Below are 20,203 nucleotides of genomic sequence, written 5' to 3'. Positions count from 1 at the left end.
AACCGGGGCCGATGGCCAAAACGCCCTACAGAGGCGTAGACGGAGAACCCGGGTCACGAGCCCCCACAAGCCTGGGGGCTGTGATGACAAGGCCCGCAGGCCAAGGCCCACCCCGGACACTGCATGTAGAGGCTATGCCAATCGATTTTAAGCCGCAGCAGGAAACAAACTATAAACCACTGGGGGAGGGCCCGTAGCTCAGCCAGGCAGAGCGGCGGACCCCGCATAGGCCCCCACTAGCGGGAGGCCGAGGCTCCAGACCCGTAGGTCGGGGGTTCAAATCCCCCCGGGCCCACCACACCCCCCCGTGTGGAGGGGCTCCTACCCAGCCACCCTCGCGGGTGGCCCCCACATAGATATTCCTCTTGGGAGTGGGCTTCTAACATGGAGGTGGGCCTGCTGTTGGGGCGGGGCAACTTTGTCACCAGGATTTTTGAGGTAAAGTCTGAAGAGGTTATCGTCGTCTACGGGCTGGGAAAGCCTAAGGAGATACGTCTCCCCAGGGAGGTCGTGGAGTGGATGGTGGACAGCTACCCTATAACCAGGATCCTGGAGGAGGCCATAAACCACTATAGCTTCAGGAGAAGGCTCTCCCACCCAGGCGCTATAAGGAGCCTGATACTACTCCTCTACGCCCGGGGCCGCGGCGAGCCCCCATACAAGGTTGCCAGGAGATACGGAGTCGCCCCGGAGCAGCTCTACAGGATGGAGAGGGGGCTGAAGAAGGATGGCATGTACGAGTTCGTGATGAACGCCCTCTCCCTAGCCAGCGGCTAGCCAGGCGGAAACCGTTAAAGCCACGAGATGAGATAGAGATAAGGCGGGTGCCGGGGTAGCTCAGCTAGGTAGAGCGCCGGGCTGTTAACCCGGTGGTCGGGGGTTCAAGTCCCCTCCCCGGCGCCAGAAACCATCCTGGAAACATCTCAACTAATCAAATTCGACCACATCCTCAACCACCTCAAACTCCAGAGAGTCAATCGGAAACTCAATCTGCTATACGGTTGTTATACGCCCTCGGCCTCATGGAAGCGTATAGCAAGAATAGTACCGGCGCTCCAAGCAGTATTCTCGCTGGCGAGAGGGCCACTACCTCTGAGCCAGAGGGCAGTGAGGGAGTAGAGGTGCTCCCCGAGCCCAAGGACGTGCCACAGGAGGCTAGAAGGGCGCTCCTTAACCTTCTCGCCGAGAAGGGAAGGGTGAAGCCGAGAGACCTGGGGGTCTCCAGGGCCTACTTCTACCAGATGCGGAGGGGCTTACGCCCAGTACCAGACCAGATACTCGAAAAGCTATTAGAGGCTGCCAGCGACGATGACCTGGGTCAAGTGGGCTATTTCGCCCAGTTTGTGGACTACTCGAGGATTCGAGCCTATGATGTTGACAGGATTGTAAGGCTGGTATTGGAATGGGCGAAGGCAAACCCAGCCAGCGCGAAGGTTCTTTTAGACACGCTGGAGTCGGAGCTTGAGAGGCTGGGGCTGGCTGGTAGGGCTGTGAAGGTGACTGAGGCGCATTTGGAGGAGTGGCTTGCATACCTGGATTCTAGGCGGGAGGCTGGCACCCTAAGCTACAAGCAGTGGCAGAGCCACAGGATCTACCTCAGGAGGCTGCTAGACTCTACTGGTTGGGTCCTGTCTCCGGGGCTCGTTAGGAGGGCGTTGCTGGATGAGGCTTCCAGGAGCCCTAAGGCTGCTCAGAAGATGGCTGAGAGCGTTAGATTATTCACTAGGGAGATACTTCAGGATCACGATCTCTACCAGAGGCTTCCCAGGTTCAGGGCCCGGAGTAGGAGGACGGAGGCGCCGGGGTGGGATGTGGTATGCAGGGTGCTCGAGGCAGCCGAGTGGCCCCCGGCCAAGGCCCTCCTCTACCTCACGCTCAGCGGGCTGAGGATTGAGACGCTTTACACTATACCCTTCGATAAGGTCGACCTTGATAGGAGGGTTGTGGCTCCGTGGAGCGACAGGAAGTACAAGAGGGACTTCTTCTCGTTTATACCGGAGGCCGCGGCGGCCTACCTGAGGGAGGTTTATCTCCCCTGGAGGGAGGTATGGCTGGAAACCCAGGTCAAGGGTCAGGAGGAGCTAAGGCGGCGCTTCATACCTGTGAAGCCGAAGAGGCTGCGAGAGCACATCTACAACGTGATGGACCGGGCTCTAGGCCGCAGGTTCCAGCTGAGAACTATACGGCACAGGGTGACGACGCATCTGGCCCTGCACCTGAGCAAACTTGAGGTCGACGTCCTGACTGGCCACGCCTCGAGAGACGTGGTGCAGGCCCACTACCTACAGCTCGACATACTAGAGGATCTACGCCGTAAGTACGACGCTGCTATGAGTAGGATTTCGTGCCTCTCCTCGGAGGGTGACTGAGGGTTGTTGGAGATTGAGGAGCTGCTAGATAGGTTGTGTGAGGCTGCTAGGAGGGCCCTCAAAGAGCCTGGTAAGGCTGTTGACGTGCCTGGCCTGCCTGGGTATGGCTTCGAGTGGCTGGAGGTAGAGGGGGAGCTACTGCCTGGCCTGCACACGCCGCGTAGCTTCGATGTGGGGTACGGGCTGGGCATCGCCAGGATGTGCGGGCTCGACTATAAAATCAGGCGGAGCTGCGTGCTCGACGGAGAGGACGTCGATCTCCTAATCCGGCTTTACGGGAGAGGCTGGTTTGCGAGGGTCTGGCGGCCGGACGACCCGGACTGCTGGGCGGAGATCGTGGAGGAGACAGACGAGCACGAGGAGGGGTGAGGTATGGGGGAGTTCTCTTGGCGATAGGCTCTCCAGCCTGTCTGGGAGGAGGATCAGGCGCGTCAGGCTGAACTGGTGTGATAACGAGGAGCACCGTACCGCCGATATCCTCGAGGATCTGAAGCACATGTTCCTCTGCGACGGCTACCACATAACCATAATCCTCGAGGATGACACTGTGGTGGAGCTGTTCGCCAACGAGAACGGCCACGTCAGCATATACGAGAAGCGCGGGAAGGTGGGCTAGAGTGGCTGTGGCCCGCCCCCGGGTAGCCTCGAAGGTTCGGGGGCGGGCCGGGGAGAGAGTTAGAGAACGTGTTGAGAGGCTTCTCAATACCTGTTCTCTAACGCGGCTGCCTTTGAGCAGTGAAGAGAGGTTTCTTCTAGGTGAGATCGCGAGGTATGCACTCAGGGGTTTGGGCTCCTACAGGATTGGGAGGATGCTCTGGCCTAGTCTCGATCCTAGGACTGCTCAGAAGAGGGTTCAGAGGCTCCTGGATAGGTGGGAGAGGCTTGCGTCTCTATGCTCTCGGCGTCGCCGGGTTGTCTCAGTTAGCGTGTCTCAATTTGAGACAAGCCGAAGACGCGTCTCAACGGGTGAAGACGATACCGTGTTGGGTCTTAGGCCCGCTCCCCCGGGGGGGCTCCTGTTCCTGCCCGAGCCTGTCTTGGAGGGGAGGGTTGTGAAGCTGGGGAGAACCCAGCTTCTGGTCTTGGCTGCTTTGAACAGCTTGAGCGGTAGGGCCCGGTTCTCCTCTATAGTGAACGAGTACCTTACCTTGGCTGGGCTTGAGCCCTCGCTGGCGAATAGGGAGAGGTATAAGAACCGGGTGTGGCAGGCCCTCCGGCGCCTGGCCGCCAGGGGTCTCGTAGGGTTTGAGGGCGGGGTTTACTGGCTCTCCGGCCCCCTGGCCCGGAGTAATGTGGTTGTGGAGAACTTCAAGGGCTACAACAGCCTCGGCAAGCACATTACAGTCTGGAGTAAGAAGGACCACGGCAGGGCCATACCCCTGACGGAGGCCCTCATAATAGCGACCCTCAGAGGCGTGGAGAGGGTAAGCCAGATAGAGCTGGCGGAGACCCGGGGGGACGAGCCCGGCCTAGACCGCCTAGGAGTGTCCATAGTTAAAATGTACAGGGACAAGCACCACCCACACAACAACAGGTGGAAGATAGAGGCAACCCTATCAAACCCGCCACTAAAACCGAGGCTAGAAGACGTAGACACATGGCTCAAAGCCTGGCAGCAAATAAAGAAGGCGGCAAAACGACTAGCCTCAGACTGAGACACCACGGGTTTTAAAACCCCGTCTCACTGGGGTTGTTTTGGATTTAAACCGGGGTTTAGGTATTAGGTTGTTTTGGGTGGTTTGTTTGCCTAGGTTTGAGGCTAGAGCGTATATACCGTTGACAAATGAGTATGAGGAGATTAAGTTTACGGATGAGGATGTTTTAAAGGATGTTAAGATAGGGGAGTTTTTGTGTAAGATTACGCCCTCTTACGAGAAAGGTCCGCCGCGGTTAATATTGGTGTTTGCCTGTGAGTTTGAGGATAAGGATTTGAATAAATTTGATGAAAAAAGGTAGAGGAGCAATTAAAAGGGGTATTGGAGAAGATTGTGCTGCGGTTGTTAGCAGATGGTATACTAGGGTACTACCCAGACACATATAATGTGAATGTGAGTATTACTGAAAAAATTGTGAAGAACGGTAGGAAGCCTGTAAAGAAGCATGTATATTGGAATGTATATGATTCTGTTTCTGCATCTGGTGAAGCTAAGTTTGCTATTAAATCGGATAATGTCAATGTTAGGATTAGTGGTTCGATCAGGAAGGCACTCTCGAGCATGGTTATGCCTGGCGATAAAAAATTGCTTGAGCACCTCAAACGAGCTGCTAGATTTTATGGTTATTTCATAAAGGCTTATGATGATGTGGACAAATTTATCCATGCCTGGATCATGTTAGAGGCGTGGAAATGCTTTTATGGATATCATCATGGGTTAAAGGCTAATCCCAACTGTGTATGTGGCTCTAAACAGAGAGTCAGTCACAAAGAGTGTATCTGCCTCTCGATAAAAGATTTATGCCAAGAACTCTTCGAAGGAGCAATCTCAAGTGATTCCTGCGTAGACAAAAATACTAAATTCTATAAAATATATAATGCTCGAAATAGGATCTTCCACGAAGCTGACGAGTCAGAGGCAAAAAAAGTATTAGGCGATCTAAATCAATGTATAAATAGTATACTCAAAGAGGTGAAAAGGAATATAGGCGAGCTTATAAATCCCAGCTGAGCTAGTATGAAATAATATTTTATCATTTTATTCCGGGGGCCGACTGACCGCTTTAACCGTTAAGCGATTTCAGGTAGGCATGATAAAGGTGCGTATTGGGCTTGAAGGCTTTAGAGTTTGGGTAAGAGAATATGTTGGTGTGTGCTTACCAGCCTGTTCTCTAACTCTCGATTTGGAATTGTTTTTCGGTTATTGTTTTTAGTATGAGGTTTGTTAGGTATGTGGCTATTCCGATTAGGGATTCTATTTGGTGTAGTTGTATTTGTCTTTCTGTTGAGATGTGTGGTGCTGTTGGTTCTGGGGCTTTTTGGGTGATACTTTTAAGTTTGGTTAGTGTTTCCGTGATTAGCTTAGCTAGCTCCTCGTCTCCCATGTGCTGTTTTATTGCGTCTTCGCTGAACTTACAGCCTACTGTGCTGACACGTTCTGCCAGGCCCAGTGGTATGAGGCCCTCGCATAGCTCGTTTATGGCGTTTCTTAGGGCTGTGAATGCCGGGCCTATCATGAGTGTCTCGTATATGGCTGTTCTAGCGGTTCTAAGGGCCTCTATAGATCTTCTTAGGTGTTCCTGGGCTATCTGGTTGGCTTCGTTCAGCTTGGGTATGGGGAGTTCTACGACGTCGTATTCGGCGAGCAAAAATGTTGATAGGAATTCTTTAACCCACCTGTATCCATCTATGGTTATGGTTATGGTTTCTTCTCTGAGCGGTTGAGTCATTAGCAAGAAGTGTCTCGGCATCCTCAATGAGTCGGCCCCTTGAGTAGCTATACTAGTTAGGGTGTAATACCTAAGTGTCAACACTAACTCGACGGATCGGTCTTCCCTTAGCCTCCTCTTATTTTCTATAAACCTTAGGGCGCCCCTGGTGAGTAGAGTTTTGCACTTCAACTGTAGGTTATAACCTGGCGTTCTTCCCTCTACAGACTTCTGTATAACATAATTTCTGGCGCTGATCATTATCGCTGGCGATCTCGGCTGTTGAGGCATTATCTCCGGGCCGTATATATTCAAATATTCTATTATGCATGGGGCTAATAGCGTTTTCCTTCCGCCATCCGCGATATAGAGAGTAACTCCAACTATGTGCGGGATTTCCTCACTAGCGATTATGGAACCGCTTGTATCGAGGTTTAAATCAAACTCGATACATGGTTGCAAGGCCTCTCTGCAAGGCTTCACAGTTATGTTCTCCACTTTCATTTCAAGAGAACCCTCTCTCCCTTTCTATTTAAGCTAGTTTTCCTTCCGTTTCTCTTTACTGAGGCACTCTAGACCTTGTTTGACTGCTTCTGGCCATGAGAGGCCTAGTTGTTCCTTTATTTTCTTTAGGTATTGGAATTCCTCGTTGTCGAATATTATATAGACCCTTTTTACCATGTTTGGCTCACCTCAGTATAGTGTCTGATTATAGTGAGGTTTATAACCGTTGGCTCACTCAGTATACTGAGTGAGCGTTAGAGAAGGTGGTTGGCGGTGCTGTGGGTTTGCTTCTCTAACTCTGGGCGGGATATGGAGGTTTTGGCTGCTTGCCTGGCTGAGGTTGAGCTGCTGGCTCAGGTTAGGCTGCTAAGGGCGTTGCTAGTGTTTTACAGGGATAGGTTGCCGGGCGATGTGAGGGAGGCCCTGGCCAGGGCCTTGGAGGAGGCTGAAGCTGTGCTGGACTCTCTGGCGGCGGACCCGGTTGTGCGTAGGCTCGGTGACCGGGTGTTAGAGAATAGGCCTGGCAACCCGGGTTGACTGTTCTCTAACACCGGTTCGGAGTCTAGAGTCTGAAGCTGTGTTAGAGAACGTGTTTAATTGTATTGTTTGGACTATGCGTTCTCTAACAGTAAAGTAAAGTATTATATTACTTATCCTCCTGTTCGCGGTGCTCCTTGTCTTCCCCTCCGCCGCATGTTTGGGCGCATATTTGTTTGTGGGTGTGTTTGGGTTTGCTGGAGTTTGTTAGGCGTCTTACCGGGGCTAGGGAGAAGCCTGATCCCAGGGAGCTGCTGGGTCTGCTGCCTTTTGCTGGGGAGGCTGGTGGTGAGGGTGGGGGGCCGCCGCTGGACCTCTATACTCTCCTGGAGGATGAGAAGGTTGGGAGGGAGCTGTGGCCCTATATTCTGGGTTTTGTGGCGAGGGATACGAAGCTCACCTACTTTACGGAGAGGGATGAGGAGTACCTGTTCTGGAAGATCGAGGCCATTGCTACTAAGATAGAGATGGCGCTGAACTCCCAGACCCCGCCTCCAGAGAGGTTCGCCCGGGTTGAGGATTACATTAAGGTTGTGGAGGCCCGGCGGCTCCTCGAGTATGTGGAGTTGCTTCCAACTAGCGGGGAGATCATGCTGGCTGCTGTGCTGGTCTGTATTAATGGTTATTATGAATGGTATATCTAGGACGGCTTTGGATAACATTTTTCGGGGCCTCTGGCTTGGGGCTCTTGAGGCTTACCTGGTACAACACCCCCATCCTCTACGTGCTAGGCACAGCTCTGGCCTTCTTCCTGCTCGACCTGAGGGACCTCAGCCTTTCCCCCGATTTAGAATTTTATATCTTTATAGTGGAGCTGGCCCTTCTGCTCCCCCCTTCTATGCTTGTATGGGGCTTCCTCTCCCTGGTATCGTGGTTTCTCGACAGGAAGCTCGGCCCTCTGGCCCTCCTGGTGCCGGTGCTGGCGGGGGGCATCGTGGTTGTTGTCAACGCCTTCTTATTGAGCATGCTGCCTCCCTAGGGTAGCGCGACATGTCGACTGGTAGTCGAGGGTTAACCCGAGCACTTGAAGGGTAGCAGAACATCTCGGGCATAGCTGAGATATATCGGGAAAGCGGGGCTAAGGTAGCCTTGGCCAGGTTAAGTGTATACTAAGCTTTACAACGAGATGCTGAAGCTCGTTAGGTTTAGGACGGTGAAAGCCAGAAGTGTAGCATAACTATATCAGCACTATATCAGCCCGGGTAATGTAGTGTAGCTATGGCCTCCGGCGGTTGCTCTATTTCTGCTCTTTCTCCCTTAACATTCTTTTAAGCTCTTCTATCTCGTTTTTGAGGCTTCTAATCTCATCTTCCAGACGCTGCTTCTCGCCGGGTATCTGCGTGGGCTGTTGTGTCTGCTGTCCTGTGGAGAGCCCTCTTATGAGGGCTATTATGGCGTAGATCACTGCGCCTAGTATGAGTATGAATATTAGCATCCAGAAGAGACCGAAGATTCCTCCCATGAAGCCCCATCCCCATCCCATCATGCCCGAGTGCATGCTCCCGTCACCCATCATGGTGTCCATGTCTCCCGCGTCTAGTAGGAGGGGTTTCGAGGCTATTTCGACAAGGCTATATGCCATCACCGCTCATCCCACCTCATATATCATTAAAGATATTTTAGTATGAAGGATATTATATGCCGAAACTTACGCGGCCACAGCCCGAAGCACAGGTTATGGCAAGCCATGAAGGAGAAGTATCTAACTATTAAGACAGCTTTGCTGGAGACTCACAATTTGTGAGTCTCCGTTTTTAAAGCACCCTTGAATAACCTAGGGTGGACACGCGAGGTGAAGCGGCATGGGTGTGGATCTAAGGATACTTGCTGTGGCCCTCGCCCTCTCCACGATACTTGTGGGCGGAGGCCTATACGCAGCCTCAGCGCTAGCCCATGGAGGAGGCCAGGGCATGGGAGGCATGATGGGCGGCTACGGCGGCCAGCCCATGGCCTCTCCTGGTATGGGTGGTATGGACGATCATGACGAGCCCTATGGAGACGAGCATGGTGAGGGCTGTCCCATGATGGAGTACATGGAGGATATGATGGGCATGCAAGGCCCATGGCACGGCGGCCCCGGGATGCCCTGGGGTATGGGCTACGGTTTCATGGACCAGGACAGCATGGAGGAGGCTCTTGCCGAGGTTGAGGGTGTTGTGGTCAACGCCCTGGACAGGTACAACGCGATAGTGGTAGACACGGGGGAGAGGACGGTTAGGGCTAAGATACTCCCGGTATACATAGACGCTGAGAACGGATACATGGTGAGCGGGGCTTGGATATTCGAGAACATAGAAAAGGCTGTTGAGGACAGGGGCGAGGAGGTAAACGTGAAGCTCACAATATTCAGGGGAGGAATGGGAGGCGCCGCGGTGGCCATAGAGGTTGAGGGGATAGGAACCTTCGTCTTCCCAGCTCTATACGACGCTCTCAACTAGACACCAGTGTAAAAAGGTTTTTCGTGAAGGCCGCCAGCCCCAACCTTTATTTTTTAGCCTCATTATGTAGCCTCTCGCGGCTGTTTCAGAGCTTGAAGGCCCTCCAGTACCTCTCTAGCGCCCTCTTGTACTCTCCAACCAGCCCTCCCTCCGCTATAACGTGGCAGTGAGGACCTCCCTCGCCTGTGAAGAGGCCTGTGAAGTCGCAGAATACTGCTGCCCCGTCGTCAATATAGTCTACGAAGCACTTGGCATACGCCTTCTTATCGCCGCCCTCCACAGCCTCGCCCAGGTCCTGTGCTATAGCCCTAGCGGCCCTCCAAGCCATAAAGCCAGCCAGGAACCCGGCCATAGGTGCTCCGTACTGGGCGACGCTTGAATCCCCTATAACGTAGATGTTGTCGTAGCTAGTGTGCCTGAACCCCTTGTCGAAAGACACTCTAGGCCATCCTCCCTCGCCGGCGAGGCCAGCCTCCCTGATCAGGGGGTGGACCTTGTAGGGGGGTACAAGGGCTAGGACGTCGAAACTCTCCTCCCCTCCCCCGTGCCTCAGCACCCTTCTCCCAGGGTCCACCTCGATGGGCTTGAAGTCCCTCACATACCTGATAGGGGAGAATTCTATAAGGGCCTCCAGCTTGGAGGACACCTCCTCACCCAGTGGAGGCAGAGGCCTGGGGCCGGGGAACCCCAGGGTTACCTCCAGCCCTCCGCCGCCAGCCAGGGGGCTCTTAGCCACGAGGCCCGCCAGCTCTATGGGTGCAGGCGGGCATGGGTAGGGGGGCTTAAAGGAGCCGACTATAACCTTCCTGGCACCAGCCTCAAGAGCCCTCCTCAACTTTAGGGCGCCCTCGAGCGTCCACGGGTTTGCGTTAGCCTCCGCCAGGCCGGGGAGCGCGTTATCGTCGGGAACGGCGCCGAGGGCTATAACGAGGTAATCATACTCTATGGCGGAGCCGGAGTCTAGCTTAACCCTGTTATCACCGGGAGAGATCTCCCTTACGCTAGCCACCTCCAACCTAACCCTGCTCCCAGTAAACTTCTCCTTGAGAGGTATGTAAAGCTCCTCCGCCGAGGACCTCAGGCCAGCCGCCAGGTAGGTTAGGGCCGGTTTGAAAACGATCTTGTCAGCATCGTTGACAACCGTGATATCGGCCTTCTCGCCTAGGAGTCTCGAGAGGTAGCGTGCAGCCTGGAGGCCTCCGAAGCCGCCTCCCAAGATAGCTATCCTCGGCTTCATCTTTACCGCCCTCAGGCTTATCCATAGTATCCTGGGGAGCTGTTGTTTAGGAGGATGTATTTGACAGGTTCAAAACAGGGGAGGGCTATGCAAACCCGAGATCGTTAAGCAACCGTCTAACACGCTTCAGATCGTTTAGGGCTCTAACCCCCTCCCTCGTTATCTCCACCTGCTTCGAACGCCCCATGTCCTTGACGCGTATAAGCCCCTTAGCCTCAAGGGGTTCTAGAACAGTCTGCAGCCTATCGTAGGGCATATTGGCTACTGTCGCCAGCCTAGTAGGCGTCATAGGCCCCTCAGCCTGGAGGGCCTCAAGCACGTCTATTATTATCTCTACCCTACTCCTCCTCGCCACTTCTAACAACCCTGCCGCTATAGTAGAGGGACATTATGAACGCTGCCAGCGACCTAAGGAGCTCGGAGGCTAGTAGGAGCGCCACAGCTTCTTTCCCAGGCATGAGGTACACGCTAACAGCCCTACCCAGGTGGGAGACTCCTAGCAGGGCGAACCCGAGCCTGGCTAGGCCGCGGCTGGTGTACCCGGTTAGGAGGCCCAGGACGCCGGCTACAGAGTCTATGGATAGGGCCATCACGAGCGGGGCGGCTGCGGCCACGGGGGGTATAGACCTCCTGGACTCTAGGCTGGCTAAGAGTATTATAGCGAGCCCCGCGGCCGCCAGAGAGGCGGATCCAACGTACAGGCTCACAGCCATCCTCGGGGAGCTGACAAGCATCTCGGCAGCACCCATTGCCGAGGATGCTGAGAGGAGAGAGAAGCCCCAGGCCACGCCAGCCAGCTCCTGAAGGCCAAGCCTGAGGTAGGCCCGGGCCAGCACGGCGGCTATCATCATGAAGAGCGCCGCCGATGCGCTGTAGAGAGCGGCTAGAACACCCTCTACCAAAATAAATGCTCCCCAGGAATCCCCGGTAGCGGCGGGTTTTTAAGATTTACTCATCACATGTTAATCCAATATATAGACCCCAGCGCCCATAACGGTAGAAATGAGTGTGTGGCTCAAGCCGTGGGGGACGGGCTGTCGATGCGGCCTAGCAGATTTTACCTTGGATTCCCAGGACTATGCTGGCATGCCAGCTGGCAAGCCCCAAGCCCCAGGCAGGATGGGCCCTGGGAGGTGGTCTCCAGCCTTGGCTAGTGTAATAAGGTTTGCAGTAGCAGCCACCATACTAGCACTTCTAGCTCCAGCCATAGCCTACTACTTCTACCCTGCCGAGGCCGAACCCCTCACCGCTGGCCTCCCCGTCTACAGTAGCTCAAGCTCCCTGGGGAGGGGGCTGGAGACTGCTAGGGGGTTACAGGGGCCTGTGGAGGTCAGTGGTGTAGTGGAGGCGCCAGCAGGGAATCCGGCTATGATGCACCACCACCTGGTCTACCTGGTGGTGGAGGGGAGGACGGTGATGCTGGCCCTACCTGGCTGCTGGCAGGCCAGCAGCGGGGAGATGCTGATGGGCCACCAGCTAGCCTCCCTTCTCGTGGGGAGGGATGTTTACGTGAGGGGGGTGCTTATGAAAACAGGTATGGGGCCCCTTATAATAGCGGGTGAGGTCGTGGTCAACGGTATAACTCTTGAGAGGATCGACTGCACGCCGATGATGCCCATGGGCGGGGGAGGCATGCCTCACGGCGGAATGCCGGGAGGCTGGGGAGGCTGGAGTTCCAGCGGGACTGCGAGCCCCACACCCTAGACGCCTCCCATACTCAACACGGCGGGTGTAGGGTATACTCGGTTGCCTCATGCATCAAGCCGCGGAATCTATGGATAGTTCCAGCCTGCGACCGCCCCGGGCTGCGGTCGGGCCTAAACTCTCCCACTGGCTATGAGCTGTTTATACACTGCGTGTTAAAAGCCCTATTTTCCATCCCTAGGAGCTATTGATTTATTGTGTGCAGTGAACACGGGGGCTGGGCGTGTTTGTCTGGGAGGTATAGCCTTGTGAAGGTGGAGGTGGATCCTCCCCTGGGCTGGCTCGTTTTCAACAGGCCCGAGAGGCTTAACGCGTTCAACACAGCCATGATGCGCGAGGTCCTGGCGGCCCTGGACGAGCTGGAGGGGGAGGGCGATGTCAGGTTTGTGGCTATAACGGGTGAGGGCAAGGCGTTCTCAGCCGGTATAGACCTCGGCGAGCTGGCTGAGGCTAGCAGACCCGAGGAGGCTGAAAAGCTGTTCTCCACTCTGGCTACAGTGGTGGACAGGATATTAGGCCTCACCAAGCCTGTGATAATGGCTGTCAACGGCCACGCGATAGGGGGAGGCGCCGAGCTCCTCTGGGCTGGCGACATAGTTGTTGCGGTGAGGACAGCCAAGATAGCCTGGCCCGAGTCCCTCTGGAACCTGGCACCACCGTTCCTACCCACCATAGGCTCCCTGGTCCTCGGGCCGGCGAGGGCCGCATACCTGGCGTTAACCGCCGAGAGCATAACCGCGGAGGAGGCATATAGGATGGGCCTCGTCTCCCTGCTTGTAGACGATCCTGGAGAGCTCGGAGACGCCGTCCGGCGGGTTGTGGGGAAGATAATGGCATCCCCGCCCGCCGCCGTAGAGTCTATAGTGGCTATGCTTAGGGCGGGGAAGAAGGGCTGGCACACCCAGCTGGGAGTAGCTGAGCTGAAGAGGCTCTCGAAAGACACAACAGCACTAGAGGCCGCCAGGAGCTTCAGAGACACGAAAAAACCGCCAGACTACACCAGGCTATGGAGGGGAGGCAGACGGTAGATACCCTGTACTGTAGAACGCTGCGACGTATAGACCAAAGCCGCGGTTGCGGTGGCCACGGCGAGTTGAGAGGCCCAGTCCTAGGGGGCCTGGGGCAGGGTCCACGGCCTGGTAATGGGAGTAGGCTGGTATGCAGCTTTATAAACCGCCGGGTTTGGGGGTGGGCATGGTTGATGCGTGCCCTAAGGAGGGCCCTATATAGTAGGTGTGGATGGAGGTTCACTGTGTACGGGCTACTGCTGCTTATCTCAGGGCTGGCGGCGGGCTATGCTCTGGGCTACAAGCACGGCTTTGAGAGCGCCATGGTTACAATAGGGGGGTAAATGGTTTTCGCAATAGCTCCTCGCCTTCTAGACCCTACGTCTAGCCGCGTATATACACGGTGGCGGTGTGAGGGTTATAGGTGGAGAGTAGCGTGGGAGCGTTTTTCGGCGGGAGGCCGCCGCCAGCCCTTCCTCCTCGAGGCTATTGCCCCCAGGCCCGTTGACACCGCCATTATGAGGATGATCAGGTGTAGTTGGAGCAGGCCTTCAGACGAGAGTGAGAGGCCTACCGCGGCGGCGGCCAGGAGCAGGAGTGGGGCTGAGGCCTCGGCCGCTATGTAGGATGCCGCGGCCAGAGCCCCTGCAGCCATAATTGTTTTATAACGCTCTATAGGCGGCGTCTCGAGCCTAACTAGCTGGTATGTTATGGCTGCCTCCTGGGCGTTGGCAAGGTTCACATAAACTATCCCGCCGTCCACATAGTACGACTCCGGCGTCGCGGAGAGCTCCTGGAGGCTGTAAACCCTAGTTGCAGGGGCGCCGCCGGCTCGAACCTCGGTCACAAGGCCTGAGGGTATGTAGACGGCTAGCGTGACAGAGGGGGAGTCAACGGTTTTTGAGACGCCTATAAGACTTCTAACCTCCACCAGCCGCAACCCTGCGCTAGAGTGGGGGGAGGCCCCTAGGGTTTGGAAGGCTATAGTGTGTACTATCCCTCCCCTAACATACTCGAGAGCGGCGCCAGCACTCCTCGCTTGAGCCAGCAGATACTCCCTCAACCCCGCGGCCACGCTGCTCTGGGTTTCAACGTTAGCCTCGCCAGCCCCCTCCCGCGTAGGCACCCAGTACTCGCTGCTCAGCAGGCTCCAGATCCTGTTGGCCGAGGCTAGCAGCCTCCCGTCGCTCCAGTAGTGTCTAGAGAGGGCTTGCAGGAGGTAGCCGAGGGAGTACGGCTGCTCCTCGTCAAGGTATACCCTCTCGAGGCTCCAACCCTCCTCCCCGCTGGCCAGCCGGGTATAGTGGTACCAACGCCCCGTACCAGGTTCCCTGTGGAACCAGTTCTGGAGCCAGTAGTCAACCGCCTCCCTGTAAGCATCATCCCCCGTCCTCTCCCAGAGGGCCAGGAGGGCGTGGGCAGCCTCGGCGTTGGCGTCGAGATATGTAGCAGTTCCGAAGGGGATGACGGCCTCCAGGAACCCCCCGTTCCTGGGGTCGCTGGGATCCCTGACCTGGGCCTTGAGTAGATTCTGGGCGGCCTCCACCGCCCTGTCAAGATACACCCTATCACCTGTGTGGTCGTATAGCAGGGCTAGGGCAAGTATGTAGTTGGCGAGCGTCCTTGTGGATACCCTCCACCCCCACCCCTCCATAACGTAGCCAGCACCCTCGACGACCCTGGACACGAACTCGCGGCCGTCCCGGTCAACGGAGCCGTAGATCATGGAGAGCCCCTTGAACGCGCCGGTGCCCGTGTTGACCGCGTAGCTGAAGTCCCGGCCCCCCAGCTGGTCCAGCTTAGAAGCCATCTCCATATAGAGGTCCTCGAGGCCCGGGGCGTAGCTTGCCATCGGGATGATCAGCACTTTCACAGTCTTAGACTCGCCTGGGGCTAGGTCGCCGACGAAAATCTCGTACTTCAGCCACCGGTAGTACCAGCCCGGCTGGGCCGAGTCGCCGTAGAACTCCTTATGGGGGGTCTGCAGGTTTCCGTACCCCCATAAGCGGACGTCGTAGCCCCCCTGGACTAAGACTAGAAGGGCCCTGTTAACACCTAGGGGTGCATCGGCGTAGATTATGCTCGGCCACCATACACCACCGTTAGAGTCAACTATACTCCGCCACTCCCCACCCCTCGTAGAGGCGATGACATACTCCTTCTCGCGAGGGCTAATCAGGGCTCCGCCTCTAGATGCATCGAAGTAGCCCAGGCCCGGTATGTAGCAGTGCCTGTATAGCCACCAGTCCAGGTTGTCGAACGCCAGGGTCACCCTCACGTTGCTGAGAGTATCCTGGCTTTTGTTAGTGACCGTTAGCTCCACCTTGAGATAGGGCTTCCCGGGCTCGAGTATGAAGCGCTGGGTGTAGCTTAGGTTGGCGTCCTCCATAGTCCTCTCCGCAACACCCACCTCATAGGTGGTGTTGGTGGCGGGGTCCGTGACCTGGTCGACCCTCACGCTGTAGCCGGTTATCCTGCCTGTGCCCAGGCTTCCGTCCGAGGTATCCCATATCCCCTTGTAGTCGCTGGTGTCGCCGGGAGCCAGGTACCAGACCTCGTGGCTCTTCAGGTTAGCGGTGTACCACATGTTGGGCCACGCCTTATCCTGCTCGTAGATGTTAGTGAGGTCCTTATAGATGTCCAGGCTAAGGGCTATAGCTCTATGATAATCTGGTATATCCGTCCTGGCGCCCGCCAGGTCTCCCCCAACGTTCACAATAAGGTTGCCGAGGCTGAAGTTCTGGGGGTCTAGGCTGAGCTGCCTTATCATGCTGCACGGCGTGTACCGGGAGAACAGGTAGACGTTGGTTCCATTATCGTACGTAAGATACTGCTTGTAGGCCGCCAACAGGTTAGAGAGGAGGGTGGAGTCGTTGAGGTACACCGCTATCTGAGCCGCCTCCCCCTGCTCCGTGTTCCAGTACCAACACTGGCCCTCCGGGGTCCCCCAGGTCTCCCTGAACAGCCCCAGGCTGGGGTCGTAGAGCCTCTGCACCAGGGTCTCGGCCATCCTATACCAGAGGTGGGGGGAGGCGTCGATGACGTCCCAGGACACGGCTGAATCCCCCGCGCCAGCCGCAATAATAGCCGGGGCGAGGACTGTTGCAAGTGCTGCGAGCAGGATAAACCTAGGCTCCACGTCCCCACACCCTACCTCCTAGGCGGGCTTCGGAGCTTGGGGATCCCCCGGCTAATGGTGTGCCGCCCGTCCCCATCCACTATATATTAGGCCACGCAGGATTTGATATAGCAGTATGCCTTCTATCCCAAGTTCCATTAAACTGTTTCCCCGTACTCTAGCCTGGGTTTGAGGCCTGCTGTAAGTGTGAAAGCTTAAATTCTGCTGAGTATTACGTTCTAGGGTTGGCCTGTGTAGTATCGTGTGGTGGTTGGTGATGGAGCGCCAATACCTCTAGCTTCTCCGGACCTCTCGTCTCCTAGCCTCAGCGCAGTCTCCTCCCTCGTGGAGGCTGCCCGTAGGAGGCTCCATATCCTCGCCGGGCGCGGGCTCGGGTGGCACCTCCACTCGAGCCTCACGGCCCTGCCTATACTGGCCGTGCTATACGCATATTGGGTCCCCCGGGGCCGTGTGGAGGGTGTTGACAGGCAGGTGATACTCAGCAAAGGCCACGCCAGCCTAGGCTTCTACACCCTTCTCGAGGAGATGGGGGTGTTGGAGGAGGGCTCTGTTGAGGAGCTGTTCGCAAAGCCCGGCTCACCCCTCCAAGCCCACCCCGAGGCGGGGAGGACGCCGCTCACCATAGTGTCCAACGGCAGCCTGGGACAGGCGTTGAGCGTTTCCAACGGCCTCGTGATAGGGTCGAGGCTTAAGGGGAGGAGGGTTGAGGTGGCCGTGGTGCTTGGCGATGGGGAGCTTGATGAGGGGCAGGTGTGGGAGGCTGCCGCCACAGCCGCGGCCATGAGGCTCTGGGAGGTGGTGGCTATAGTGGATAGGAACAGGGTTCAGCATACTGGGGAGACGGAGGCTATCAAGCCTAAGGAGCCTCTGGAGGACAGGTGGAGGAGCTTCGGGTGGAAGGCTGTTACGGTTGGGGGGAGGGTGGAGGAGATAGCGGGGGCCCTAGACTCCAGGGCGGGGGACAGGCCCACCGCCATAATAGTTGAGGCTGTAGACGCCTAAAGGTAGCCCCCCGGGCCCTGTGGAGAGGGTGTGGTAGAGTGGCTGGCGCTCCCGCCCTCCAGATGGCGAGCTATAGGAGAGCCCTGGGCAGGCTCCTGGCTAGGCTCGCCTCCGAGCTGGAGGACCTGGTGGTGCTCGACGCTGACACGCTGCGGAGCACTGGGGCTATTGAGGTGTATGGGTCTGCGCCGGGGAGGGTTTTGAACATGGGTATCAGCGAGCAGGACCTTATTGGAACAGCCGCGGGGATAGCCCTAGCAGGCCTCAGGCCCGTGGTTACCGGTTTCGGCGCCTTCCTCATGAGGGGTTGGGAGCAGATAAGGAACACGGTGGACAGGGACGGGCTCAACGTTAAGATAGTGGCCACCCACACAGGCCTATCCCCCCACCTAGACGGGTCGAGCCACCAGGTACTCGAGGACCTAGCCCTCATGCGGAGCCTCGCGCGCACCGCCGTCTTCTCCCCAGCCGACGACGTGGCCACAGTCGAGACTGTGGAGTGGCTTGTTAGGAGGTATAGGGGGCCGGCCTACGTAAGGCTGGGGAGGGACAACGCCTTCAGAGTCTACGGAGAAGGAGGGTTCGCCTTCCGGCCTGGAGGGGGCGAGGTCCTCGTGGAGCCTGGGGAGGCGGTCACACTGCTGGCTACAGGGCCTATGGTGGGGGTCTCCCTGGCCGCGGCCGCCCTGCTGAGGTCTGAGGGGCTCAGGGTCGGCGTTGTGGACGTCTACAGCATAAAACCCGCGCCCAAGAGGCTGGTGCTCGAGGCTGCCGAGAGGTCTAGGCTGCTCGTGACTGTGGAGGAGCATAGAACGGCGGGCGGGCTTGGCGATGTGGTCTCATCAATCCTAGCCGAGGAGGGGGCCTGTGCCCGGCAGGCCAGGATAGGGGTGCCCCCGGGCGTCTACGGCTCCTCCTCCAGGGACTACATGTCGCTCCTCAAGCACCTGGGGCTCGACCCGGAGAGCGTGGCTAGGAGGGTTAGAAGGCTCGCGGCCGCCCTCTAGTGTGTGGAGGTGGACTCTCAGTGGCCGGTTTCAAGGGTGTAAAGCTAGCCCTCAAGAGTGAGGAGCGCAGGGAGACAGTTGTAGAGGTGGGGGGTGTAAGGATAGGCGGGGGCGCCAAGGCTGTTATAGCGGGGCCCTGCAGCGTCGAGTCCTGGGAGCAGGTTAGGGAGGCGGCGCTCGCCGTGAAGGAGGCTGGCGCCCACATGCTCAGGGGGGGCGCCTTCAAGCCGAGGACAAGCCCCTACAGCTTCCAGGGCCTCGGGGTGGAGGGCCTCAAGCTACTGAGGAGGGCCGGAGACGAGGCCGGGCTCCCGGTTGTGACCGAGGTCCTCGACCCGAGGCACGTCGAGACCGTCGCCCGCTACGCGGACATGCTGCAGATAGGGGCTAGGAACATGCAGAACTTCCCCCTACTCAGGGAGGTGGGCAGGTCTGGGAAGCCGGTGCTGCTGAAGAGGGGGTTCGGCAACACTCTCGAGGAGCTCCTGGCGGCTGCGGAGTACATCCTGCTCGAGGGCAACTGGCAGGTGGTCCTAGTCGAGAGGGGTATAAGGACGTTCGAGACGTCCACAAGGTTCACCCTAGACGTGGCCGCAGTAGCGGTGCTGAAGGAGGCCACCCACCTCCCCGTTATAGTGGATCCGAGCCACCCCGCCGGGAGGAGAAGCCTGGTGCCAGCCCTCGCCAAAGCCGGTCTGGCCGCCGGGGCTGACGGGCTGATAGTCGAGGTCCACCCGAACCCTGAGGAGGCTCTGAGCGACGCTAAACAGCAGCTCACGCCCGAGGAGTTAGCCAGGCTCATGGGTGAGCTTAGGTGGCACAGGCTGCTGTAGAGTGGAGGAGGTTCAGGCTCTCCACAGTGGAGGAGACCGCTGTGGCCGCGGGCGAGGGCGCCCTCGCCGAGGCCCCAAAGGCGGCGGAGGGGGCCACAGCCTACATAGTGCGCGAGGAGGCCCTCGCCGCGGAGGCGTCGAGGCTAGCCCGGATACTGGAGAGCGGGGGTGTCGAGGTCCTCGGCTCCACGGCGGGGGGCGGGGAGCCTGTCAAGAGTCTCGGCTGGGTGGAGAGGCTCTGGCTCAGCATGCTGGAGGCCGGGGTGGAGAGGTCCACCACGGTGTACATAATGGGCGGGGGCGCGCTGCTGGACGCCGCGGGCTTCGCCGCCTCAACGTTCATGAGAGGCCTCCCCACGGTCAACATACCGTCAACAACCCTCGCAGCCTTCGACGCGGCTGTGGGCGGCAAGACGGGGGTGAACCTGGTTGGCAAGAACATGGTGGGCACCTTCCACAACCCCAGGGCGGTTATAGTTGAGCCGGGCATAGTGGCGGGCCAGCCGGGCGAAGGCTATAGAGACGGCTTCGCAGAGCTGGTGAAGCACGTAGCCCTATCGGGTGAAAGGGAGCTGGCGGCGAGCCTCCTCATCCAAGCCCTCGACAGGAGGCCAGGCCCCCTAGCCAGGCTAGCCCTCTGGAGCCTCGGCTACAAGATGCAGGTGGTGGCCAGGGACCCCAGGGAGGGGGGTCTGAGGAGGATACTAAACCTCGGCCACACAATAGGCCACGCCCTGGAGGCGGCCTCACTCTACACGCTGAGCCACGGCAAGTCTGTGTCCATAGGACTAGCCGGGGAGCTGGAGCTCAGCAGGAGGCTGGCAGGCCTACCCCGCCGGGAGGCTGAGGAGGTCCTGGGCATGCTGTCCACCATAGGCCTACCGCTAGAGCCTCCCCCCGGCCTCGCCAGGGAGGCAGCGGGGCTAGTTGGGCTTGACAAGAAGAGGGAGGGGGGCGGCGTTATCATGCCCATCCTCGAGCGGCTCGGCAGGCCCAGACTCTCCAGGGTCCCCGTGGAGACGGTCTCGCGCCTCATGGTCGAGCTGTGGGGCGGGGGGTGAGA

The 20,203-nt window shown here is 57.8% G+C and carries 24 protein-coding genes and 2 tRNA genes; 20 read left to right on the top strand and 6 right to left on the bottom strand.

Translation table 11 applies throughout. The features are described from left to right. Window positions 1–187: 187 nt before the first annotated feature. From ACAM_RS02345 to ACAM_RS02305, 9 genes are all read left to right on the top strand, one after another. Window positions 188–298, top strand: a tRNA-Trp gene (locus ACAM_RS02345). Window positions 299–402: 104 nt separating this feature from the next. Continuing rightward, window positions 403–777: a hypothetical protein gene (locus ACAM_RS02340; RefSeq protein ID WP_022541204.1), complete on the top strand. Its 375-nt coding sequence runs from the start codon at window positions 403–405 to the stop codon at window positions 775–777. 49 nt (window positions 778–826) lie between these two features. Beyond that, window positions 827–903: transfer RNA gene (locus ACAM_RS02335), tRNA-Asn, on the top strand. Window positions 904–1,121: 218 nt separating this feature from the next. After that, entirely contained in the window at window positions 1,122–2,369 is a 1,248-nt protein-coding gene (locus tag ACAM_RS02330) for a site-specific integrase (RefSeq protein ID WP_022541203.1), read from the top strand. 3 nt (window positions 2,370–2,372) lie between these two features. Further along, complete coding sequence (locus tag ACAM_RS02325; RefSeq protein ID WP_022541202.1) at window positions 2,373–2,738, top strand: hypothetical protein; 366 nt, start codon at window positions 2,373–2,375, stop codon at window positions 2,736–2,738. After that, window positions 2,659–2,985, top strand: a complete 327-nt coding sequence (locus ACAM_RS02320; RefSeq protein WP_148706350.1) for a hypothetical protein — start codon at window positions 2,659–2,661, stop codon at window positions 2,983–2,985. The genes ACAM_RS02325 and ACAM_RS02320 overlap by 80 nt, the downstream gene beginning before the upstream one ends. Window position 2,986: 1 nt before the next feature. Beyond that, on the top strand, window positions 2,987–4,024 hold the full coding sequence (locus ACAM_RS02315; RefSeq protein ID WP_148706349.1) for a hypothetical protein: 1,038 nt from the start codon (window positions 2,987–2,989) through the stop codon (window positions 4,022–4,024). A gap of 88 nt (window positions 4,025–4,112) precedes the next feature. Next, a complete protein-coding gene (locus ACAM_RS02310; protein WP_022541199.1) occupies window positions 4,113–4,325 on the top strand; it encodes a hypothetical protein in 213 nt (70 codons plus the stop codon). Between the two features lie 20 nt (window positions 4,326–4,345). Further along, on the top strand, window positions 4,346–5,035 hold the full coding sequence (locus ACAM_RS02305; protein WP_148706348.1) for a HEPN domain-containing protein: 690 nt from the start codon (window positions 4,346–4,348) through the stop codon (window positions 5,033–5,035). A 160-nt stretch (window positions 5,036–5,195) separates the two neighbouring features. Here ACAM_RS02305 and ACAM_RS02300 read toward each other — a convergent pair whose 3' ends face one another. Then, window positions 5,196–6,236 (bottom strand): hypothetical protein, encoded by a 1,041-nt coding sequence (locus ACAM_RS02300; protein WP_022541197.1) that lies wholly within the window; start codon window positions 6,234–6,236, stop codon window positions 5,196–5,198. Between the two features lie 318 nt (window positions 6,237–6,554). Between ACAM_RS02300 and ACAM_RS02295 the strand changes: the two genes are divergently transcribed. From ACAM_RS02295 to ACAM_RS02285, 3 genes are all read left to right on the top strand, one after another. After that, a complete protein-coding gene (locus ACAM_RS02295; protein WP_148706347.1) occupies window positions 6,555–6,773 on the top strand; it encodes a hypothetical protein in 219 nt (72 codons plus the stop codon). Window positions 6,774–6,967: 194 nt separating this feature from the next. Beyond that, window positions 6,968–7,417, top strand: a complete 450-nt coding sequence (locus ACAM_RS02290; protein ID WP_022541195.1) for a hypothetical protein — start codon at window positions 6,968–6,970, stop codon at window positions 7,415–7,417. Window positions 7,418–7,452: 35 nt separating this feature from the next. Next, window positions 7,453–7,752: a hypothetical protein gene (locus ACAM_RS02285; protein ID WP_148706346.1), complete on the top strand. Its 300-nt coding sequence runs from the start codon at window positions 7,453–7,455 to the stop codon at window positions 7,750–7,752. 258 nt (window positions 7,753–8,010) lie between these two features. Here the strand turns inward: ACAM_RS02285 and ACAM_RS02280 are convergent, their stop codons facing one another. After that, a complete protein-coding gene (locus ACAM_RS02280) occupies window positions 8,011–8,355 on the bottom strand; it encodes a hypothetical protein (RefSeq protein WP_148706345.1) in 345 nt (114 codons plus the stop codon). 220 nt (window positions 8,356–8,575) lie between these two features. On the opposite strand from ACAM_RS02280, the gene ACAM_RS02275 reads away from it, so the two are divergent. After that, window positions 8,576–9,211, top strand: a complete 636-nt coding sequence (locus ACAM_RS02275) for a hypothetical protein (protein ID WP_022541192.1) — start codon at window positions 8,576–8,578, stop codon at window positions 9,209–9,211. An 85-nt stretch (window positions 9,212–9,296) separates the two neighbouring features. On the opposite strand, the gene ACAM_RS02270 is transcribed toward ACAM_RS02275, so the two are convergent. The 3 genes from ACAM_RS02270 to ACAM_RS02260 all read right to left on the bottom strand — a co-directional run bounded on the left by ACAM_RS02270 (window position 9,297) and on the right by ACAM_RS02260 (window position 11,350). Then, window positions 9,297–10,448: an NAD(P)/FAD-dependent oxidoreductase gene (locus ACAM_RS02270; protein WP_022541191.1), complete on the bottom strand. Its 1,152-nt coding sequence runs from the start codon at window positions 10,446–10,448 to the stop codon at window positions 9,297–9,299. Window positions 10,449–10,533: 85 nt separating this feature from the next. After that, window positions 10,534–10,803, bottom strand: coding sequence for a winged helix-turn-helix domain-containing protein (locus ACAM_RS02265; protein ID WP_022541190.1), 270 nt, complete (start codon window positions 10,801–10,803; stop codon window positions 10,534–10,536). After that, the gene (locus ACAM_RS02260; RefSeq protein WP_022541189.1) at window positions 10,787–11,350 is read right to left on the bottom strand and encodes a hypothetical protein; all 564 of its coding nucleotides are present in this window, start codon (window positions 11,348–11,350) and stop codon (window positions 10,787–10,789) included. The genes ACAM_RS02265 and ACAM_RS02260 overlap by 17 nt, the downstream gene beginning before the upstream one ends. 244 nt (window positions 11,351–11,594) lie before the next feature. Between ACAM_RS02260 and ACAM_RS02255 the strand changes: the two genes are divergently transcribed. The 3 genes from ACAM_RS02255 to ACAM_RS08330 all read left to right on the top strand — a co-directional run bounded on the left by ACAM_RS02255 (window position 11,595) and on the right by ACAM_RS08330 (window position 13,503). Next, on the top strand, window positions 11,595–12,152 hold the full coding sequence (locus tag ACAM_RS02255) for a hypothetical protein (protein WP_022541188.1): 558 nt from the start codon (window positions 11,595–11,597) through the stop codon (window positions 12,150–12,152). Between the two features lie 227 nt (window positions 12,153–12,379). Further along, window positions 12,380–13,180, top strand: a complete 801-nt coding sequence (locus tag ACAM_RS02250; RefSeq protein WP_158318580.1) for an enoyl-CoA hydratase/isomerase family protein — start codon at window positions 12,380–12,382, stop codon at window positions 13,178–13,180. 170 nt (window positions 13,181–13,350) lie between these two features. Further along, window positions 13,351–13,503, top strand: a complete 153-nt coding sequence (locus ACAM_RS08330) for a hypothetical protein (RefSeq protein WP_022541186.1) — start codon at window positions 13,351–13,353, stop codon at window positions 13,501–13,503. Window positions 13,504–13,577: 74 nt separating this feature from the next. Here ACAM_RS08330 and ACAM_RS02245 read toward each other — a convergent pair whose 3' ends face one another. After that, window positions 13,578–16,298 carry a hypothetical protein gene (locus ACAM_RS02245; protein WP_022541185.1) on the bottom strand — a complete coding sequence of 907 codons (2,721 nt, stop codon included), beginning with the start codon at window positions 16,296–16,298 and terminating at the stop codon, window positions 13,578–13,580. A gap of 246 nt (window positions 16,299–16,544) precedes the next feature. Between ACAM_RS02245 and ACAM_RS02240 the strand changes: the two genes are divergently transcribed. The 4 genes from ACAM_RS02240 to ACAM_RS02225 are packed head-to-tail and all read left to right on the top strand — an operon-like array spanning window position 16,545 to window position 20,201. Beyond that, the gene (locus ACAM_RS02240) at window positions 16,545–17,300 is read left to right on the top strand and encodes a 1-deoxy-D-xylulose-5-phosphate synthase N-terminal domain-containing protein (protein WP_198407780.1); all 756 of its coding nucleotides are present in this window, start codon (window positions 16,545–16,547) and stop codon (window positions 17,298–17,300) included. Window positions 17,301–17,338: 38 nt separating this feature from the next. Continuing rightward, the gene (locus ACAM_RS02235; protein ID WP_022541183.1) at window positions 17,339–18,307 is read left to right on the top strand and encodes a transketolase family protein; all 969 of its coding nucleotides are present in this window, start codon (window positions 17,339–17,341) and stop codon (window positions 18,305–18,307) included. Window positions 18,308–18,327: 20 nt separating this feature from the next. After that, window positions 18,328–19,140, top strand: a complete 813-nt coding sequence (gene aroF / locus ACAM_RS02230; protein WP_022541182.1) for a 3-deoxy-7-phosphoheptulonate synthase — start codon at window positions 18,328–18,330, stop codon at window positions 19,138–19,140. Then, on the top strand, window positions 19,122–20,201 hold the full coding sequence (locus tag ACAM_RS02225; protein WP_022541181.1) for a 3-dehydroquinate synthase family protein: 1,080 nt from the start codon (window positions 19,122–19,124) through the stop codon (window positions 20,199–20,201). The genes aroF and ACAM_RS02225 overlap by 19 nt, the downstream gene beginning before the upstream one ends. Window positions 20,202–20,203: the final 2 nt, after the last annotated feature.

It is taken from the genome of Aeropyrum camini SY1 = JCM 12091 (assembly GCF_000591035.1).
Taxonomy (GTDB): Archaea; Thermoproteota; Thermoprotei_A; order Sulfolobales; family Acidilobaceae; genus Aeropyrum; species Aeropyrum camini.
This window is presented reverse-complemented; position numbering and strand designations above follow the sequence as displayed.

Coding starts and splice junctions, on each gene's coding strand:
- ACAM_RS02275 (WP_022541192.1), top strand. CDS start 8,576: ATGGGTGTGGATCTAAGGATACTTGCTGTGGCCCTCGCCCTCTCCACG.
- ACAM_RS02270 (WP_022541191.1), bottom strand. CDS start 10,448: ATGAAGCCGAGGATAGCTATCTTGGGAGGCGGCTTCGGAGGCCTCCAG.
- ACAM_RS02300 (WP_022541197.1), bottom strand. CDS start 6,236: ATGAAAGTGGAGAACATAACTGTGAAGCCTTGCAGAGAGGCCTTGCAA.
- ACAM_RS02280 (WP_148706345.1), bottom strand. CDS start 8,355: ATGGCATATAGCCTTGTCGAAATAGCCTCGAAACCCCTCCTACTAGAC.